15 protein-coding genes are annotated in these 13,741 nt (G+C 69.9%); 5 read left to right on the top strand and 10 right to left on the bottom strand.

Annotated elements, in window-relative coordinates; translation table 11 throughout:
* Positions 1–15: 15 nt before the first annotated feature.
* Together LGR64_RS00590 and LGR64_RS00585 are read right to left on the bottom strand one after the other, a co-directional pair.
* Complete coding sequence (locus LGR64_RS00590; protein ID WP_230354818.1) at positions 16–891, bottom strand: PhzF family phenazine biosynthesis protein; 876 nt, start codon at positions 889–891, stop codon at positions 16–18.
* A 63-nt stretch (positions 892–954) separates the two neighbouring features.
* Positions 955–1,359 carry a VOC family protein gene (locus LGR64_RS00585; RefSeq protein ID WP_012207674.1) on the bottom strand — a complete coding sequence of 135 codons (405 nt, stop codon included), beginning with the start codon at positions 1,357–1,359 and terminating at the stop codon, positions 955–957.
* A 69-nt stretch (positions 1,360–1,428) separates the two neighbouring features.
* Between LGR64_RS00585 and LGR64_RS00580 the strand changes: the two genes are divergently transcribed.
* Complete coding sequence (locus LGR64_RS00580) at positions 1,429–2,796, top strand: aminotransferase-like domain-containing protein (protein ID WP_230354817.1); 1,368 nt, start codon at positions 1,429–1,431, stop codon at positions 2,794–2,796.
* On the opposite strand, the gene LGR64_RS00575 is transcribed toward LGR64_RS00580, so the two are convergent.
* The 8 genes from LGR64_RS00575 to LGR64_RS00540 are packed head-to-tail and all read right to left on the bottom strand — an operon-like array spanning position 2,780 to position 9,901.
* Positions 2,780–3,220: a nuclear transport factor 2 family protein gene (locus LGR64_RS00575; protein WP_230354816.1), complete on the bottom strand. Its 441-nt coding sequence runs from the start codon at positions 3,218–3,220 to the stop codon at positions 2,780–2,782. The two genes, LGR64_RS00580 and LGR64_RS00575, sit on opposite strands and share 17 nt — an antisense overlap.
* Before the next feature lie 5 nt (positions 3,221–3,225).
* Positions 3,226–4,017 (bottom strand): SDR family NAD(P)-dependent oxidoreductase, encoded by a 792-nt coding sequence (locus LGR64_RS00570; RefSeq protein WP_096916793.1) that lies wholly within the window; start codon positions 4,015–4,017, stop codon positions 3,226–3,228.
* Between the two features lie 5 nt (positions 4,018–4,022).
* Positions 4,023–4,583, bottom strand: a complete 561-nt coding sequence (locus LGR64_RS00565) for a DUF3833 domain-containing protein (RefSeq protein WP_230354815.1) — start codon at positions 4,581–4,583, stop codon at positions 4,023–4,025.
* Complete coding sequence (locus tag LGR64_RS00560; RefSeq protein ID WP_230354814.1) at positions 4,580–5,917, bottom strand: MFS transporter; 1,338 nt, start codon at positions 5,915–5,917, stop codon at positions 4,580–4,582. The genes LGR64_RS00565 and LGR64_RS00560 overlap by 4 nt, the downstream gene beginning before the upstream one ends.
* Before the next feature lie 18 nt (positions 5,918–5,935).
* Entirely contained in the window at positions 5,936–6,544 is a 609-nt protein-coding gene (locus tag LGR64_RS00555; protein ID WP_141835729.1) for a hypothetical protein, read from the bottom strand.
* Positions 6,541–7,809 (bottom strand): SAM-dependent methyltransferase, encoded by a 1,269-nt coding sequence (locus tag LGR64_RS00550; protein WP_230354813.1) that lies wholly within the window; start codon positions 7,807–7,809, stop codon positions 6,541–6,543. Before LGR64_RS00550 ends, LGR64_RS00555 begins: the two co-directional genes overlap by 4 nt.
* Entirely contained in the window at positions 7,806–8,558 is a 753-nt protein-coding gene (locus LGR64_RS00545) for a DUF1365 domain-containing protein (protein WP_013800469.1), read from the bottom strand. Before LGR64_RS00545 ends, LGR64_RS00550 begins: the two co-directional genes overlap by 4 nt.
* Entirely contained in the window at positions 8,555–9,901 is a 1,347-nt protein-coding gene (locus LGR64_RS00540; protein ID WP_230354812.1) for an NAD(P)/FAD-dependent oxidoreductase, read from the bottom strand. The genes LGR64_RS00545 and LGR64_RS00540 overlap by 4 nt, the downstream gene beginning before the upstream one ends.
* 140 nt (positions 9,902–10,041) lie before the next feature.
* On the opposite strand from LGR64_RS00540, the gene LGR64_RS00535 reads away from it, so the two are divergent.
* The 4 genes from LGR64_RS00535 (at position 10,042) to LGR64_RS00520 (ending at position 13,713) form a co-directional block, all read left to right on the top strand.
* Positions 10,042–10,680 (top strand): TetR/AcrR family transcriptional regulator, encoded by a 639-nt coding sequence (locus LGR64_RS00535; RefSeq protein ID WP_034397292.1) that lies wholly within the window; start codon positions 10,042–10,044, stop codon positions 10,678–10,680.
* Between the two features lie 221 nt (positions 10,681–10,901).
* On the top strand, positions 10,902–11,963 hold the full coding sequence (locus LGR64_RS00530) for a helix-turn-helix domain-containing protein (RefSeq protein ID WP_230354811.1): 1,062 nt from the start codon (positions 10,902–10,904) through the stop codon (positions 11,961–11,963).
* A gap of 314 nt (positions 11,964–12,277) precedes the next feature.
* The gene (locus LGR64_RS00525; RefSeq protein WP_051941123.1) at positions 12,278–12,757 is read left to right on the top strand and encodes a sigma-70 family RNA polymerase sigma factor; all 480 of its coding nucleotides are present in this window, start codon (positions 12,278–12,280) and stop codon (positions 12,755–12,757) included.
* Between the two features lie 2 nt (positions 12,758–12,759).
* The gene (locus LGR64_RS00520; protein WP_230354810.1) at positions 12,760–13,713 is read left to right on the top strand and encodes a FecR domain-containing protein; all 954 of its coding nucleotides are present in this window, start codon (positions 12,760–12,762) and stop codon (positions 13,711–13,713) included.
* Positions 13,714–13,741: the final 28 nt, after the last annotated feature.

The following is a 13,741-nucleotide window of genomic DNA, read 5'->3' as shown; positions in this document are numbered from 1 at the left end:
TTCTTTCGGTGTGGATCAAAGGCCGCTCAGTGCGCCTTCGACATGGGTCCGCGCAGTGCCGCCCACCCAGACCTGGCCCGTGCCGTCACGGGTCAGGAAGATGCGGCCGTCACGGCCCAGACAGCGGCCCTGGGCGGCAACGTAGTCGCTGTCCATCACCCCCGTCGCAAACAGCCACTGCGCCAGCGAGGCGTTGAGGCTGCCGGTGACGGGGTCTTCGACGATGGCGCCCTGGTGATCGGAGAAGAAGGCGCGCACCTCGCAGGCGGCAGGGCTGGCACCGCTGGCACCGCTGGCACCGCTGGCACCGCTGGCATAGGGTCCCACCACGCCCACGTCCATGCGCGTGGGCCACTGCCGGGCCGGGTTCAGCGCCAGCACCTGCTCGGCCGAGGCCAGGCGGATGCCCAGCCAGCCGGGACCGTTGTCTATCCACGAGGCGGCCTGCACCTCTTCGGCAGTGATGCCCAGCATGCGCAGCGCGGCATCCAGCTCATCGGCGGTGGGCGCGCCAAAGCGCAGCATGGGCGGCGCGGCGAATGCCAGCCGCCCATGCTCCTGCCGTATCTGCACCAGTCCCGCCCCGCACTCCTGGACGATGTGGCCTGCGTTCTTGGGCGCACCGCGCTGGGACAGCCAGGCATGGCAGCTGCCCAGCGTGGGATGGCCGGCAAAAGGCATCTCCCGGTCCAGCGTGAAAATCCTCACGCGGTAGTCGGCCTGCGCCTGCGTGGGAGGCAGCAGGAACGCGGTTTCGGAGAGGTTGAACCAGCGTGTCAGCTGCTGCATCTGTGCGGTGGTCAGCGCCTGCCCACCGGTGATCACGGCCAGCGGATTGCCGGACAGCGGGCCGCTGGCGAAAACGTCGACCATATGAACGGCAATGCTCATGAAGACGGTCCTTGTTGCATGGAAAGGAAAAGAAAGGGAAACGGGCGGCGGGCCCGATCTGCGCTACGGCCGCACATCGGCGCGATGCACCACATGGACCTTGTTGCCGTCGGGATCGCGCAGGTAGGCGCCGTAGTAGCCATCGCCGTAATGCGGGCGCGGGCCGGGCGGGCCTTCGTCGCTGCCGCCCCGGGCCAGGCCGGCGGCATGGGCCGCGTCCACCGCGTCGGGCGACGGGGCCACAAAGGCCACCATGGCGCCATTGCCCGCCGTGGCCGGCTCGCCGTTGAAGGGGCTGTAGACATAAAAGCGCGGCAAGGCCGCCGGCGGCGCCACCCAGCACAGCGCGGCCGGCCCGCCATCGGGCTGGACGGCGCGGCGCTGCAGTCCCAGCGGGAAAAGCACCGCGTCATAGAAGCGGCCGGCCCGCTCGAGATCACGGGCGCCGACGGTGATGTGGCTGAACATGGAGTGAACGTTACACTATCGACAAATGAAATAGTGTCACGGCACACTCATTTTTTCCTTGCCCCGACCATGCTCCTGCCCTCCCCCTGGACGCCCCGTCTTGCGCGCATTGAAGCCAGTGCCGCCGAGCGGCTGGCGCGCGCCCTGGCCGACGACATCGTCGAAGGCCAGCTCGCCGGCGGCGACCGCCTCCCCGCCCACAGGGACCTGGCCGACAGGCTGCAGATCGGCCTGGGCTCGGTGACCAGGGCCTATGCGCTGCTGGAGCGCCGGGGGCTGACACGCAGCGTCAAGGGCCGGGGCACCTTCGTGGCGTCACAGCAGGCGCAGGCTGGCGAGGACATCGACCTGTCTTCCAACGCGCCGCCGGCCGCCATCAGCGAACGCATGCTGGCGCGCACGCTGACCGCCATTGCGCGCCGCATCGATGCCGATCACTTCAATTCCTACGCGCCGCCGGGCGGACATCCGGAGCATCGCCGCGTGCTCGCGCGCTGGCTGCAGACGCTGGGCCTGAACGTGGAACCCGACCACATGGTGCTGACCAGCAGCGCGCGCCAGGCGCTGTCGCTGGCCCTTGACCTGGTCTGCCAGCCCCGGGGCCGGCTGCTGACCGAGCGCATCACCTACCCCGGCGCCATTGCCCTGGCCCGGCGCAAGGGCTGGGCCCTGCAGGGCCTGGCCATCGACACTCAGGGCCTGCTGCCGCAGGCGCTGGCCGATGCGCTGGAGGGCATTCCCGCCGCCGAAGGCAAGGTGGTCTACCTCACCCCCACGCTGCACAACCCGACCACGGCCACCATGGGCGCGGAGCGCAGGCAGGCGATCGTGGACATCTGCCGCAGCGCAGGCGCCTGGATCATCGAAGACGGCGTGTATGCCACCTGCTTGCCCGATCACGCACCCTTGGCCCATCTGGCCACGCTGGCGCCCGAAATCACGCTGCATGTGAACGGGCTGTCCAAGTCGCTGGGCCCAGGGCTGCAGGTGGGCATGCTGGTGCTGCCCGCTTCGCTGTGCGGCGCGGCTGTGGAGCTTGTGCAGGAGATGTCCATGGCGCCTTCGGCCCTCTCCTGCGCCGTGATCGATGAATGGCTGTCGCACGGCGTGGTCGCTTCCCTGCAGGCCGACCTGCGCCATGAGGCACAGCGGCGCTGCCGGCTGGCCGCATCACACCTCGCCTCACACCTGAGTGGCTCCGGCCTGGTGCTGCACCCCGAGGCCTACAACGCATGGCTGCCCATGGAGCGCGAAGCCGCCGACCGCCTGGTATCGGCCGCAGCGGCGCTGGGCTTGAAGCTGACCGATCCGGGCTCGCTCATGGTGGACCCGCAGGAGCAGGCCAGCGGGCTGCGCATCTGCCTGGGTGCGCCGCGTTTCGACGCGCTGGACGGCGCCCTGGCGCAGTTGGCCCGGCTGCTTACTGCGGCGCCCTGAGCTTGTGCTGCAGCGCCCTGGCCAGGGCGCCCAGCACGGGGACCTTGGCGAAGATTTCCTCCACCGGGTCCCAGAAATCGCGGTGTACTGCCACCAGCCCCTGCGCATCGAACTCCAGGTAGCTGGTGCCGCAGATGCGCATGGTCTGGCCGGATGCCCGCACAAAGCCCAGCTCCCACAGCAAAAAGCCGCTGTCGCCCTGCACCGCGCCGTGGCTGACGGCAAAGCGGGGCCGGTCGAGCTGCTCGAACATGTGGGCAAACACGCGCTCGATCGCAGCGTGGCCGCGCACCTCGTTGAACGGGTCCTTGAACAGGGCCTGCTCGACATACAGGGACAGCAGCGCCGGCAGGTTGTCGCGGCGCAGGGCCTCGTAGGCCTGGGCCAAGCGGGCCAGTCGCGGATCGGATATGCCGCTGCTCATGGGTTTCATGCTCCGGTGAAGCGGCGGACCGCAGAGAAATACCAGGCGTCGGGCAGGCAGCGCAGCAGGCGCACCCAGCGCGTGAAGCGGCGCGGGAAATTCATCTCGAAACGCCCCTGCGCCCAGCCCTGCAGCATATGCCGGGCCGCCTCGTCGGCGCCGATCAGAGCCGGCATGCTGAAGCTGTTTTGCGCCGTCAGCGGCGTATCGACAAAGCCGGGATTGATGATGGACACGCCCAGGCCCAGGCCATGCAGGTCCAGATAGAGGTTTTCCGCCAGGTTGTTGAGCGCCGCCTTGGTGGGGCCGTAGGCCAGGGACATGGGCAGTCCCCGGTAGCCGGCCACCGAGCCGACCAGGGCCAGATGGCCCCGGCCAGCCTTGAGCAGCATGGGCAGCGCGGCATCGAGCAGGTGCAGCACGCCGCCATAGTTCACGGCCAGGTGGTGCTGCATCTCGGCCAGGTCGAACTCGGTGGCGCGCAGGGGCCGGTAGTGGCCTGCGCAGTAGAGGATCAGGTCGGGCGCCCCGCCCGCATGGGACAGCACGGCCTGGGCGGCCGCATCCACGGCGGCGGCATCGGTCACGTCCAGCGGCAGGGCCAGGCAGCCCTCGCGGCCGCGCACGAAGTCCTGCAGCGCGCCGCCATGCCGTGCGGAGACGATCACCCGGGCGCCCTGCCGGTGCAGCGCCTCGGCCGTGGCACGCCCTATGCCCGAGGAGGCGCCCACCACCCATGCCGAGCGTCCCTTCCAGTCAGCCAGCAGCGGGTTCAGCCCGCGCGAGAACAGCGGCATGGCCATCACTCCTTGACAAAGGACAGCGTCACATCGCCCAGGTGCACGCCGAGCTTGCTCATGGCCGTGCGGTTGAGCAGGGTGCGCCCGTCCATGAGGTACATCCAGTCATCCATGTGGACGTTCCAGACCCGCCCATTCACGGGCAGGGCCAGCACATAGCTCCAGCGGAAGGCATTGCCCGCGCCCTGGCCCTGGGCCTCGCCCACCACGTCGTCGGCCCGGCCGCTGTAGCGGCCGTCGCCCAGGTGGCGGATATGCCAGACCCGCTCCTGCGTGCTGCCGTCGCTGTAGACGAAGTGCTCCTCCAGGGAGCCCTCGTCGCCATTCCAGCGGCCCGTCATGCGCACGGTGAATCGCTTGACCACCTTGCCCGATCGGTCCGTGAACATGCCATGCGCCGTCAGCGGCCCGTTGAAATACTGGCGCAGGTCCAGCTGCGGCTGCTCCTTGGCGTAGTCCTGGACCGAAGGCCCGGCACAGCCCGCCAGGGACAGTGCCAAGGCCGCCCCCAGGCAGACGCGCCGCAGCGGCGAAAACGAAGCGCAGTGGGTGATGTGGCTCATGTGTGACTCCAGGAAGAATGCAATCGCTCGGCGCGCCAAAGCAGCAGCGCCGCCGCCAGCTTGAGCAGGCAGGGCAGCCCGCCATAGGCCCAGGCCAGCGCCTGCAGCCCGGCCGGGTCGGTGCCGCCGCTGCGGTAGCCCGCGGCGGACAGCAGGGGCAGGGCCAGGCCCGCAGCCAGGGCCAGGTTGAGCTTGGTGGCGCAGGTCCACCAGCCCAGGTAGCGGCCCTCGCCCCGGCCGCCCTGGCCGGACTCGTGGATCACGCCCGTGAGCAGTGCGCCCGGCAAGGCCAGGTCCGCGCCCAGGGCCAGCCCGCTGGCCAGGCAGATCACGGCAAAGGCCATGGCATCGCCCGCGCCCAGCCAGGGCGTGAAGCCGAAGGCCAGCACGCTGGCCAGCATGCCCGCGCGCCAGCTGGGCGCCAGGCCCCAGCGCGAGACGGCCTTCACCCACAGCGGCAGGCCCAGGGCCGCCGCGCCAAAGAAGCACAGCAGCAGCAGGGGCTGCAGTGCAGGCGCCTGCAGCCTGTCGGCCACAAAGAAGGGCAGCAAGGTGGCGGGAACGGCCGCGGCCACGCCATTGAGCATGAAGATGGCCAGCAGCCGGCGAAATCCGGCATCCGCCCACGGAGAAGTGGAAGAGGCCAGGGCGGCCGAGGCCGGGGACTCCGCTTGCGGCATGCGGGGCGCAGAGGACACATGGGACACATGGGGCACAGGAGCCACGGGCGCCCGGAGCCGGTACAGCCCCATCAGCCCCAGCGCCAGGCCCAGCGCCAGCACGGCGCTGGTGGCGTCAAGGCCCATCAAGGCCGGCAGCACGCTGGCCAGCAGCACGCCCGCCAGCGTGGCGCCCTCACGCCAGGCCGTCACACGGGCACGCCAGGCGGGCTGCCCGCCCCAGCGGGTGCCCCAGGCCTGGTGGAGAATGGTGACGAAGCTGTAGGCCAGCGTGCACACCAGCAGGCTGCCGGCCAGCCAGCCCAGCATGGCGGACTCGGAGCCGCGCGGCGGATGCCACAGCGCCCCGAAACCCAGCACCATCAGCAGGCTGCCCAGCGCAGCCGCACGCCAGGCCGGCCGCACACCGCCGCGCAGCAGCCTGTCGGCCTGGCGGCCAATGGCCGGATCGACCACGGCATCGAGCGCCCGCGTGGCCAGCAGCACGGCGCCCAGACCGGCCAGCGGCGCGCCGGCCACGCTGGCGTAGTGGTAGGGCAGGTTCACATACAGGGGCAGGGACACAAAGGCCAGCGGCGCGGCCAGCCCGCCATAGGCCAGCCCTGTGCGCCAGGGCAGCACGGGGGCAGGAGCGGGGGCCGGGACGGAGGTCATGGCGTGGTCCGCTGGCGTTCAGCCCTGGCCCAGCAGCGAGGTGCGCATGGCAGGCGCCGAGGTCTGCGGCGCCAGCCAGATGCCGAAGAACAGGCGCGCATAGTCGGCATCGCGCAGTTGCGCCGTCTGCCGGCCGTTGTGGAAAAAGCGCACATCGCCCTGGCCGTCGTTCAGGCCCAGCAGCCGGTCCTTGGCCACCACATCGGGAAAGGCCTGCTTCATCAGGTCCAGCCATTGGCGGGCCTGCTCTTCGGTGAAGCTGCCGACCCTGCGCATTTCGGCGATGGAGCGCTCGGCAATGGCCGCGCCTTCGAGCTTGCGGTCGTAGACCAGCTCCAGCGCAAACGGGTGGCGGGCGTAGTCCTCGGGCAGCAGTCCGGGCGCGGCCCACAGCCGCGCCTCATAGACGCGCAGGCCGAAAAAGCGCAGCACGGCCGTGCCCATCAGGCGCGCAGACGGCAGGGCGCTGCGCAGTTCGGCCGGAAGTTCGGCGGTCGGGGTGATGGCGTGCAGGGCGTTGGACATGGTGATCAATGAAGGGGCAAGGACGCAGGCGGCGCCCCAGGCCAGGGCCTGGCGGCGGGGGGCGCGGGGGGCGCGGCGCGCGTGAGGTTGCGGGGCTGTCATGGCAGGGGCTTGCGCAGCGTGAACTGGACGACATCGGTGTTGCCGGTGTCGAAGGCCGCCTCGCAATACGCCAGGTAGAAGGTCCAGATGCGCACGAAGCGTTCGTCAAAGCCCTGGGCACGCACGGCGTCGAGGTTGTGATCGAAGGCCTGGCGCCAGCGCCGCAGCGTCTCCGCATAGTCGCGGCCAAAGGCCATGCGGCCTTCCACCACCAGGCCGGCGCGCCGCGCCTCCTGCTCGAAGGCGGGGATGCTGGGCAGCAGGCCGCCCGGGAAGATGTACTGCTGGATGAAGTCGGTGGAGCGCAGATAGCGCGCGAACAGGTCCTCTCGCAGCGTGATGGTCTGTATGCAGGCCAGGCCTCCGGGCTTGAGGCAGTCGCGCAGCGTCTGGAAGTAGCCGCGCCAGTACTCGCGGCCCACGGCCTCGAACATCTCGATGGAGACGATGGCATCGAAGGGCTCGCCCGCATGGCGCGCGGGCAGGTCGCGGTAGTCCTGGTAGCGCAGCTCCACCGCGTCGGCCAGGCCCGCCTGCTGCATGCGCTGCTGCCCCCAGACCAGTTGCTCGCGCGACAGGGTCACGCCCGTGACCCGGGCGCCGAACTCCTGCGCCGCCGCCTCGGCCAGGCCGCCCCAGCCGCAGCCGATTTCCAGCAGGCGCTGGCCGGGCTGCAGCCGCACTTCGTCCAGCGTGCGCCTGAGCTTGGCCTGCTGGGCCTCCTGGAGGTCCGCGTTGCGCAGCGCTTGGCCCGTGCGGCCCTGGAACCAGGCCGCGCTGTAGCTCATGCCCGGGTCCAGCCACAGGCGGTAGAAATCATTGCCCAGGTCGTAATGGGCATGGATGTTCCTGGCACTGCCGGCCCGCGTATTGCGTTGCAGCAGATGGCGCAGGCGGTAGCCCAGCCGGCCCCACCAGCTGCCATAGACCAGGCTTTGCACATGGTCGCGGTTGGCCATGCACAGCCGCAGCAGGGCGGCCAGGTCGGGGCTGTCCCACTCACCGGCGATATAGCCTTCGGCCAGCCCGATGTCGCCCGATTTGAGCGTGCGCTCCAGCGCCTGCCAGTCGTGCAGCACGCAATGCGCATCGGCAGCCCCCGACGGGGGGCGGGGCAGGTGCAGCAGGCGGCCATCGGGCTGCTCCAGGTCCAGCTGCCCGTGGGGCAGGCGTTCGAGCAGGTTCAGCACACGGCGCGCCCGTGCAGGCGTGCGGCGCGGCGCTGCCGCGGAGGGGCTCAGCAGGGGGGCGGCGGTAGTGTTCATCGTGTGACGAAGCGCTTGGGCTCGGAGGGTTTGCCATGGAAAGGCACGCGCTTGGCCCAAAGGCGCAGCGCATGCCAGTGGATGCGGGCGACCACGCCCAGCGTCATCAGGGGCGTGCCGAAGAAGGCGCGGCGCACGGTGGCGCCGTCGAGCGGGTGCAGAACGCCGCCCACGCTGGTCTGCAGCAGCGGGCCGTCCTCGTCGTGCAGGTCCACGCGCGCCAGGGTGCGGTCTTCGCCACGCTCGAAGCGGAAGCGGTACTCGCCGCGCACCTCGCAAAACGGCGAGACATGGAATTGCTTGCGCGCCACCTGCTCGCGGCCCCAGTCCAGGTCCGGCCCCGCCAGCAGATAGGCATGGCGCTCGCCAAAGGTGTTGTTGACCTCGGCCAGCACGGCGGCCAGCGAGCCGTCGGCGCGGTGCGCATACCAAAAGCTCACGGGCTTGAACACGTAGCCCAGCACGCGGGGGAAGGTGTGCAGCCAGACCTCGCCATCGGCGTCGGCTATGCCTTCGCTGTGCAGCAGCTGCTCGAACCAGGCCAGTGCGTCGCAGCCGCCCTCGCCGTGGTCGCTGTCATGAAAGCTCAGCCAGCCCAGCCGGTTGCGCCGCAGCGCGGCGTCCGGCTGCGTGCGCAGGCTGCGCAGCGGCAGCATCAGAAAGTAGCCGGGATAGCGGAAGGCATGCTCGACAGGCCGCAGGCGGCGGTGCCAGACATGGCCGAAGCCGATGAGGGGGCGGGCCGTCATGCAACCCCCTCGAAGGCCGCGCTGGCGGGCAGCACAGGCAAGGCCGGCAGGGCACGCAGCAGGCCATCGGCCGCGTCCAGTCCCGAGCGCAAGCCGTCTTCGTGAAAGCCGTAGCCGCACCATGCGCCGCAGAACCAGGTCCGGCGCTGGCCCTGCACGTCGGCCACGCGGCCCTGGGCCTCGATGGCCGCCAGGTCGAACACCGGGTGGCTGTACTCGATGCGCGCATGGACCTGGCCTTCATCGATCGGGCGCACCGGGTTCAGCGAGACCATCACGGGCTGCTGCCACGGCAGGGGCTGCAGGCGATTGAGCAGGTAGTGCAGGCAGACGCCGGCCTGGTCCCGCCCCGGGTCGGCCGCGCGTTCGTAGTTCCAGGCGGCCCAGGCCGCCTGCCTGCGCGGCAGTACGCTGGCATCGGTGTGCAGAACGGCCTGGTTGGGCTGGTAGCGGATGGCGCCCAGCACGCTGCGCTCCTGTGGCGTGGCATCGCTGCCGAGCAGGCGCAGGGCCTGGTCGCTGTGGCAGGCCAGCACCACGGCGTCGAACGGCTCCGTGCCGTTCGCCGTCTGCAGCAGCGCGCCGTGCGCGGCGCGGCGCAGGCCCAGCACGGGCGCATTCAGGCGCGCCTCGTGGCGGCCGTCCTTCAGCAGCGCGGCCACCATGCGCCGCACGTACTGGCGCGAGCCGCCGCGCACCGTGTGCCACTGCGGCCGGTCCGTGACCTGAATCAGGCCGTGGTTGTGGCAAAAGCGGATCAGCGTGGCCACGGGAAAGCGCAGCATCTGGTCGGTGGGGCAGGACCAGATGCAGCCCATCATGGGCAGCAGGTAGTCCTGACGGAAGGCGGTGCCAAAGCCGTGGTCGTCCAGAAAATCGCCGATGGCGCTGCGCAGCCGCACTTCATCGCCTTCCTGGGCGATGCGCGTGGCCAGGCGGTTGAAGCGCAGGATCTCGGCCAGCATCTTCAGAAAGCGCGGGCGCAGCAGATTGCCCCGCTGCGCGAACACGCCGCCCAGCGAACTGCCGCTCCATTCCAGGCCCGCGCGGCCATCGGCCTGGGGCACCTGCACGGAAAACGACATCTCGGCGGCAGCCGTGGGCACCTGCAGTTGCTCGAACAAACGCGTCAGCAGCGGATAGGTGCGGTGGTTGAAGACCAGAAAGCCGGTGTCCACACCCTGGCTCACGCCGCCCAGCGTCAGGTCCACCGTGTTGGCGTGCCCCCCGAAATGGCCGCCCGCCTCCAGCAAGGTCACGGCAGGCCCGCCCGGCGCCGCGGCCAGGCGGCTCGCTGCGGCCAGCCCCGCAATCCCCGAACCGATGACAGCAATGCGATGCATGGAGGCGCCCTTCTTGGTTGAACAGCTCGACTAGACCACAAAGACCAAATCGTGAACTGATGAGTTCAAACTATAAACCAAACATACCCGCTTTGCACTATTTGGTATCAGATATGACCTGCGAGGTCTAAAATATCGCTATGACTAGCCGCTCCTCCATCAAAGAACAGATACAGCGCGTGCGCGAGCAGGCCATCGTGGCGGCCGTCAACCGGCTGCTGGCCACCAAGGGCTACGACGCCATGACGGTGGACGAGGTCGCGGCCGAGGCCGGCATGGCCAAGGCCAGCCTGTACAAGCTGTTCACCTCCAAGGAAGAACTGGCGGGCGCCGCCATGGTGGGCGTGCTGGACCGCGCCCTGGCCTTTGTGGACGGCCTGCGCGACACGGCGGCCCAGGCCGCCGAGGCCGGCACGCCGGTGCGCCCGCTGGACCAGCTCAAGGCCGTGACGTGCTGGGCCATGCAGACCCAGCTGGAAGGCGAGATGCCCTCCCTGCCGGCGCAGAACTCCAACCTCAGCGCCTCCCTGCAATCCAACGATGCCTACATGGACCGGCTGATCGCCCTGAGCAACCGCCTGAGCATCTGGATCACCGAGGCCCAGACCAGCGGCCAGCTGCAGCCCGCGCTGCCGGCCGAGCTGGTGCTCTACACGCTGTTCGCGCGGGCCTGCGATCCGGTGGTGGCCCTGCTCAAGGAATCGGGCCAGTACACGCACGCGCAGATCATCGACTGGGTCACGAGCACGACCTTCGACGGGCTGGCGGCGGCGGATTGACCTAGGCCGCGCAGCGACAGCTGCGATGCGTCGACCCGGCTCCAGCATGGCCGGCAGCCGGTCCCCGCGGGCTCCCTGTTGCGCATCGTGCCGCCTTCGCGACTCCTGCGAAACACAGCCGGGAGCGCCTGTATAGTTGCGGCCTGGCGACCACGGCAACACCCCGCGCCGTGCGGGATTGTCCTGCCAGGTCCTGTCTTTTACTGCGCTGATACCTCGCAATGCAGCCCCCAGCCACAGCCCTGCCCAGCACGACGTTCGCCACCGACCAATTGGCGCAGGCAGACCGCTTCGAGGCGTGGCGCAGCAGCATCTCCGTGCTTTTCGACGTGGCGCCGCTGGAGCGCGGCGCGTCGCCAGGGCTCTTCCATGCCTCGGTGCATGCGGTCCACCTGGGCCAATTGCTGCTGGGCGACCTGCGCTTCGGCGCGCAGCGCTTCTCGCGCGGCCAGGCACGCGCCGCCCACGACGGCCTGGACCACTACCTGGTGCAGTGGTACCGCGCAGGGGGTTTCGTGGGCCAGCATGGCGACGGCAGCGAACTGCGGGTCCGCCCCGGTGACGTGGTCGTCTTCGACATGGCCCGCACCCAGCACACCATGGCCCAGGATTCCCATGTGCTCTCGCTGATCGTTCCCCGCAGGCTGGGCGAGGCTGCCTGCGGGTCCCCGGGCCCGGGCACCCACGGCACCGTGCTGGCCGCCGACAGCCTGTTCGGCGGCCTGCTGGCAGACCACCTGGGCGCACTGCACCGGCGCCTGCCCTCCATCGGCCCGGCGCAGGCCGATGACGTGGTGCACGCCACCCTGCAAATGCTGGCCGCCTGCCTGCGCCCCAGCCAGCGCACCCTGGCCGAAGCCCGCGCCGAGGTGCATGCCGCCACGCTGGAGCGCATCCAGCGCCATATCGCGCGGAACCTGGGCACGCCGCTCTCGCCCGAGGCACTGTGCCGCTGCTTCGGCATTTCGCGCCACCGGCTCTACCACCTCTTCGAGCCCCTGGGCGGCGTGATGCGCTATGTGCAGCAGCGCCGTCTGCAGCGGGCCTTCCACACGCTGTCCAATCCCGCCTACCGGCGCCTGCGCATTGCCGAGGTGGCCGCACGCCTGGGCTTTGCCAGCGAGGCGCATTTCAGCCGCGCCTTCCGTGCCGCCTTCGGCCACACGCCCAGCGATGTGCGGGCCATGGCCGAGGCGGCTGATGCCGTGCGCATCAATCCCCCACCCGGCACCACGACCACATCGGCGGAATATGCCGACTGGCTGCTCGGGCTCATGGCCTGAGCGAGGGATGGCCGGGCACGAGAGCGTGCAGGTCCAGCGGGTCCATGGGCGCGGCACATGGGCGCGGCACATGGGCGCGGCACATGGTCCCGGCATTTATCAGGCCATCGAGCTGCGACAGCAGAAATGCCATCCGCGCCCTGGCCGGCAGCCGCTGCAGCATGGTCATGAATCGCAGCAGGGACCCTGCAGCCAATGCAAATGAGAATTCATATCAATTGGATAAAATACCGGGAGTTCTTTGACGCACAAGAGGAAAGGCCCGGCACGTGCATCCATCCACCGACAGTGGCGCCAGCCAGGCTCTGGGCAGCATGTACGCGCAGCACAACCATTGGCTGGTCGCGTGGCTGCAGCGCAGGCTGGGCAACCGCTGCGATGCGGCCGACCTGGCCCAGGACACGTTCACGCGCATCTGGGTCAGCGCCAGGACACAGGCCATCGAGGACATCCAGGAGCCCCGCGCCTACCTGACGACGGTGGCCCGGCGGCTGCTGGTCAACCACCTGGAGCGCCGCTCGCTGGAGCAGGCCTACCTGGCCTCCCTGCACCTTCTGCCCCAGGCCACCGTGCTGTCCGTGGAGGCGCGGGCCATCCTGCTGGAGACGCTTCAGGAGCTCGATGCGCTGCTGGACGCCCTGCCCGCCAAGGTGCGCACGGCCTTTCTCATGTCCCAGCTCGAAGGCCTGTCCTACGAGGACATTGCCGCCCACATGCAACTGAGCGTGCGCACCGTGACGCGCTACATGGCCCAGGGCTTTCGGCAATGCCTGCTGGTGATGCTGGAGCGCTGAGCATGCAGGCCGCAGACGCACGCATCCTGGACGAGGCTGCCCGCTGGCTGGCCCGCAGGCACGCATCGGACTTCAGCGCCGCCGAGCAGGCCGAGCTGGCACGCTGGCGCAGCCAGAGCAGCAGGCATGAACACATCTGGCAGTGCGCCGAGCAGCTCAAGGGCCGCTTCAACGCCGTTCCCGGCGCCGTCGGCATGGCCACGCTCAACCGCGCGCGTCCCTCGGCCGCAAGGCGCCAGCTGCTGCGCTCGGCCGTGCTGGCCCTGGCCACGCCTGCGCTGGGCTGGCTGGCCTGGCGCCACCTGCCCTGGCAGGACTGGACGGCCGACTACCGCACGGCCAAGGGCGAGCGCCGCGCGGTCACGCTGGCCGATGGCAGCCGCGTGCAGCTGAACACGGCCTCGGCCATCAGCGTGCGCATGGATGGCACGGCGCGGCGCATCCGCCAGCATGCGGGGGAAATCCTGGTCGAGACCGCGCATGCCCCGCCCTACGCCTCCCAGCCTTTCATGGTGCAGACAGACGACGGCCAGATGCAGGCCCTGGGCACGCGCTTCATCGTGCGCAAGCTGGAGCACGGCACGGCGCTGGCCGTGCTGGAGGGCGCGGTGCGCGTCACGCCGGCAGCATCGGCCAAGGCCGTGGTGGTGCATGCGGGCGAGCAACTGCATTTCGATGGCCATGGCGCCAGCGCCACCCGCCCGGTGGCGGCGCGGGACTCGGCCTGGACGCTGGGCGTGCTCTATGCCGAGAACCTGCGGCTGCAGGACTTCCTGGCCGAGCTGTCGCGCTACCGCGAAGGCATTCTGCGGTGCGACGACGATGTCGCCGACCTGCGCGTCTCCGGCACGTACCAGTTGCAAGACACCGACCGCATCCTGGCCCTTCTGGCCCAGACCCTGCCGGTGCGCGTGCACGAGCGCAGCCGGTACTGGGTGACGGTGGCGCGGCGCTGATTTGGATTTTTTTCTGCCAGGGCTGTCC

This window comes from Delftia sp. Lp-1, assembly GCF_020523835.1.
GTDB lineage: Bacteria > Pseudomonadota > Gammaproteobacteria > Burkholderiales > Burkholderiaceae_C > Comamonas > Comamonas acidovorans.
This window is presented reverse-complemented; position numbering and strand designations above follow the sequence as displayed.

Bases quoted from the DNA above. Each gene is read 5' to 3' on its own strand.
- LGR64_RS00590 (WP_230354818.1), bottom strand. From the start codon at position 891: ATGAGCATTGCCGTTCATATGGTCGACGTTTTCGCCAGCGGCCCGCTG.
- LGR64_RS00585 (WP_012207674.1), bottom strand. From the start codon at position 1,359: ATGTTCAGCCACATCACCGTCGGCGCCCGTGATCTCGAGCGGGCCGGC.
- LGR64_RS00580 (WP_230354817.1), top strand. From the start codon at position 1,429: ATGCTCCTGCCCTCCCCCTGGACGCCCCGTCTTGCGCGCATTGAAGCC.
- LGR64_RS00575 (WP_230354816.1), bottom strand. From the start codon at position 3,220: ATGAGCAGCGGCATATCCGATCCGCGACTGGCCCGCTTGGCCCAGGCC.
- LGR64_RS00570 (WP_096916793.1), bottom strand. From the start codon at position 4,017: ATGCCGCTGTTCTCGCGCGGGCTGAACCCGCTGCTGGCTGACTGGAAG.
- LGR64_RS00565 (WP_230354815.1), bottom strand. From the start codon at position 4,583: ATGAGCCACATCACCCACTGCGCTTCGTTTTCGCCGCTGCGGCGCGTC.
- LGR64_RS00560 (WP_230354814.1), bottom strand. From the start codon at position 5,917: ATGACCTCCGTCCCGGCCCCCGCTCCTGCCCCCGTGCTGCCCTGGCGC.
- LGR64_RS00555 (WP_141835729.1), bottom strand. From the start codon at position 6,544: ATGACAGCCCCGCAACCTCACGCGCGCCGCGCCCCCCGCGCCCCCCGC.
- LGR64_RS00550 (WP_230354813.1), bottom strand. From the start codon at position 7,809: ATGAACACTACCGCCGCCCCCCTGCTGAGCCCCTCCGCGGCAGCGCCG.
- LGR64_RS00545 (WP_013800469.1), bottom strand. From the start codon at position 8,558: ATGACGGCCCGCCCCCTCATCGGCTTCGGCCATGTCTGGCACCGCCGC.
- LGR64_RS00540 (WP_230354812.1), bottom strand. From the start codon at position 9,901: ATGCATCGCATTGCTGTCATCGGTTCGGGGATTGCGGGGCTGGCCGCA.
- LGR64_RS00535 (WP_034397292.1), top strand. From the start codon at position 10,042: ATGACTAGCCGCTCCTCCATCAAAGAACAGATACAGCGCGTGCGCGAG.
- LGR64_RS00530 (WP_230354811.1), top strand. From the start codon at position 10,902: ATGCAGCCCCCAGCCACAGCCCTGCCCAGCACGACGTTCGCCACCGAC.
- LGR64_RS00525 (WP_051941123.1), top strand. From the start codon at position 12,278: ATGTACGCGCAGCACAACCATTGGCTGGTCGCGTGGCTGCAGCGCAGG.
- LGR64_RS00520 (WP_230354810.1), top strand. From the start codon at position 12,760: ATGCAGGCCGCAGACGCACGCATCCTGGACGAGGCTGCCCGCTGGCTG.